The 3061-nt window shown below is 54.2% G+C and carries 2 protein-coding genes; both read left to right on the top strand.

The genetic code is table 11. The annotated features are described in order from the left end of the window. Positions 1-463 precede the first annotated feature (463 nt). Positions 464-646, top strand: coding sequence for a LuxR C-terminal-related transcriptional regulator (locus tag EKD05_RS26225; RefSeq protein ID WP_165360988.1), 183 nt, complete (start codon positions 464-466; stop codon positions 644-646). Between the two features lie 940 nt (positions 647-1586). Continuing rightward, positions 1587-3061, top strand: a 1475-nt coding sequence (locus tag EKD05_RS26220) for a carboxypeptidase regulatory-like domain-containing protein (RefSeq protein ID WP_165360987.1), incomplete at its 3' end; no start/stop codon positions are given.

Here is a 3061-nt window from a genome sequence, read left to right as displayed (position 1 = left end):
CTTGGCGGCTGACGCTGAGCCCGGCAAAGCATACCGTCTACCTACCGGTGGCGATCCGGGCAGCAACGACACGGTAAAAGGGTTGCAGCATCGAATTCGGGAGTTCTGACGTATAGGTTTACAGCATCGAATTCGGGAGTGCCGACTGAGGTCGGTACTCCCGAAAGCCGACTGATTGGTTTAACAGGAAATGATCCGCTATGAACCCGATGCCGTGGGGCTAAAGCCCTCGGCGAGGGGATGCGAAGCCCGCCTGCGTGGGCTGGAGCGGATTCGTTTGATGAACGACCTTGTCCGGTGGTTTGCGATCCCCTGGGGACAGAGTCCGTCCAGCTCGCGTTGGAAACCGTCCCGTGGGCTGGTTGAACATAGAGAGAAGCGAACGACAGCGGAGCGCCCGAGGCCAAATGGTGCAGATCCCGGTGGTGCCACGGGCGGCGGCAGTGAAAAAATGATCGATACGATGACTTCGCAAGCAAACAATCTGCATACCACACGCGAGCACGACGTGATGATACTGGTGGCATGTGGTGCCAGTGACCGGCAGATCGGCTTACAGCTCTTCATCAGCCCCTGGACGGTGCGTCACTATGTGCGTCACGCCTGCGTGAAGGCGAGCGACCGCCAGACCTGTCTCAGAGCGTGAGTTTGGTGGCATTGACTTATAAGGCTGAAGCTTCATGCCTTTCTGTAATGTGAAAGAAGAAAATCCCATGAATCGCATCACTACTCACTTCAATGTGTTCTCTTTATCCATCCTGATCGCAGTTATCATAAGTATGAATTTCGTACATCCCCGGATCACCGAGGCTCAAGCAGTCGACATCGGATGGCCGTTTCCCTGTGGCGAAACATGGTATATCTTACAAGGATACTATTCAAATGGAAAAAGCCACTACAGGGCACCTTCGTTTGATCTCCTCAAAAATTACAAATTTAATGATGCTGATACTGGTCTTGCAACGATTGTTGCCCCTATGTCAGGAACCATAGGTAGGATTTATACATGGTATATTGATGGTTATACTAATTGGGGAGTTGAGATTGTTAATGGGAGGTATAAATTTCAATTAAATCACTTGGAGAGGCCAACTACTATTTCAGTTGGTCAATCAGTTTCCAAAGGTGATTTTATTGGCAATGTATTTAATCAACGTTTAGGGGGGTATCGACACCTTGACATCGCCTTACTATTAGATGGCGTTGCGGTACCATTCAATGTTTCAGGAACAGTTTGGCAATTTCCCCAAGAAGGACCACGCCCAAGTGATTGGGGCACCTGGGCTGAAACGAAACTTGAGTCGAGTTGTGCAGCAGCCAGTACCACCCCCTTCTCCCTACTCTCCCTCCATCCTAATCACCTCGAGATCTTCCGTCGCGATACGAGCGGCGCAGCGAATCACCGCTGGTGGAACGGTGTTTCAGGCTGGTATGGAGCCTGGGAAGAGCTCGGTATCAATATTACCGGGTCACCATCCATAGTTTCGTGGGGGCCTGACCGCCAGGATGTCTTCGTTCACGGGACTGATGGGGCTATCCATTGGCAGAGCTGGACACGCAGCGGAGGCCGCAGTTCGTGGAAATACATGAATGGGACCACCCATAATGACATTGCTGTATTCTCGCTTGAGCCCAATAATTTAGAGATGGTCATCCGCGGAACCGATGGCGTCATGTACCACAACTGGTCTGACGATGCGGGGGCGACGTGGAGCGGCTGGCAAAGCTTGGGCATCAATATCCTTGGGACACCAACGGTGATTACGACGGGGCCTGACCGCCAGGATCTCTTTGTACGTGGCACAGATAATGTCATCTACCATCAGACATGGACGCGAACTGGAGGCCGAACGAATTGGCGCTCCCTGAACGGGACAACCAACGACGATATTGCCGTGATCTCACATGAGCCCGGCCATCTAGAGGCATTTGTTCGTGGGGTAGATGGCAATCTCTACCACAGTTGGTCAATCGACGCTGGTGTCACATGGAGTAGTTGGTATAACATGGGACACAAGCTTCTTGGAAAACCAGCCGTCGTCTCGTGGGGGCCTGGCCGCTCGGATGTATTTGTGCGCGGTGAAGATGATGTCATGTACCACCTGGCATACAACAGCAGTGTCGGCTGGGATACGTGGAAATCGCTCGGTGGACAGACAAAGTTTGCACCCCAGGCACACACCTGGGGCGAGGGTCGGTTAGATGTCTTCCACCTTGGCCTTGATGGCAATTTCTACCAGATGTGGTGGGAGGGAGCATACCAGAGCGGGTGGCAGCAAGTGGGTTCCTCTGCTAGTGCGACATCGACTGTCAGTGTGACGCCCAGCAGCGCACCACGCGGCACAATGTTTCACCAGCCAGGGACAGGGTTCACGCCTAATGCGCAGGTTCGGCTCCATTTCACGTATCCCGATGGTAGTCTGCATAGCCATACTGTCACCACCAGCACCAACGGTAGTTACACCAACGACTACACCATGCCGAGCGATGCGCTGATTGGGCAGTATTACTATCACGCGCTAGATCTCACAAGTAATACCTGGAGTAATACGGTTTCCTTTATCGTTGAAGCAGATCCCCTGACTTACCGCGTCAGTGGCACGGTGACCGACGCCAACGGCAACGGGCTTGGTGGCGTGACCATCAGCGACGGTACGCGCCTTGCGCATACCACGAGCAGTGGCGATTACACCATCAGCGGCGTGCCCGCCGGCAGCTATACGCTCACGCCGAGCAAGGACGGTTTCAGCTTTAGCCCGACCAGTCTGAGTGTGACCGTCAATGGCGATCTGACCGGCCAGAACTTCACCGCGACCCCGCTCACCTTCACCATCAGCGGGCGCGTCACCGACGCCAATGGCAACGGGCTTGGTGGCGTGACCATCAGCGACGGTACGCGCATAGCGAATACCACGAGCAGTGGCGATTACACCATCAGCGATGTGCCCGCCGGCAGCTACACGCTTACCCCGAGCAAGGACGGTTTCAGCTTTAGCCCGACCAGTCTGAGTGTGACCGTCAATGGCGATCTGACCGGCCAGAACTTCACTGGCACGCTCAT

The organism is Candidatus Chloroploca sp. Khr17 (assembly GCF_004138165.1).
In the GTDB taxonomy this organism is placed as follows: Bacteria; Chloroflexota; Chloroflexia; order Chloroflexales; family Chloroflexaceae; genus Chloroploca.
Note: the sequence above shows the minus strand (reverse complement) of the source record. Positions and strands in the feature narration are given on the sequence as shown.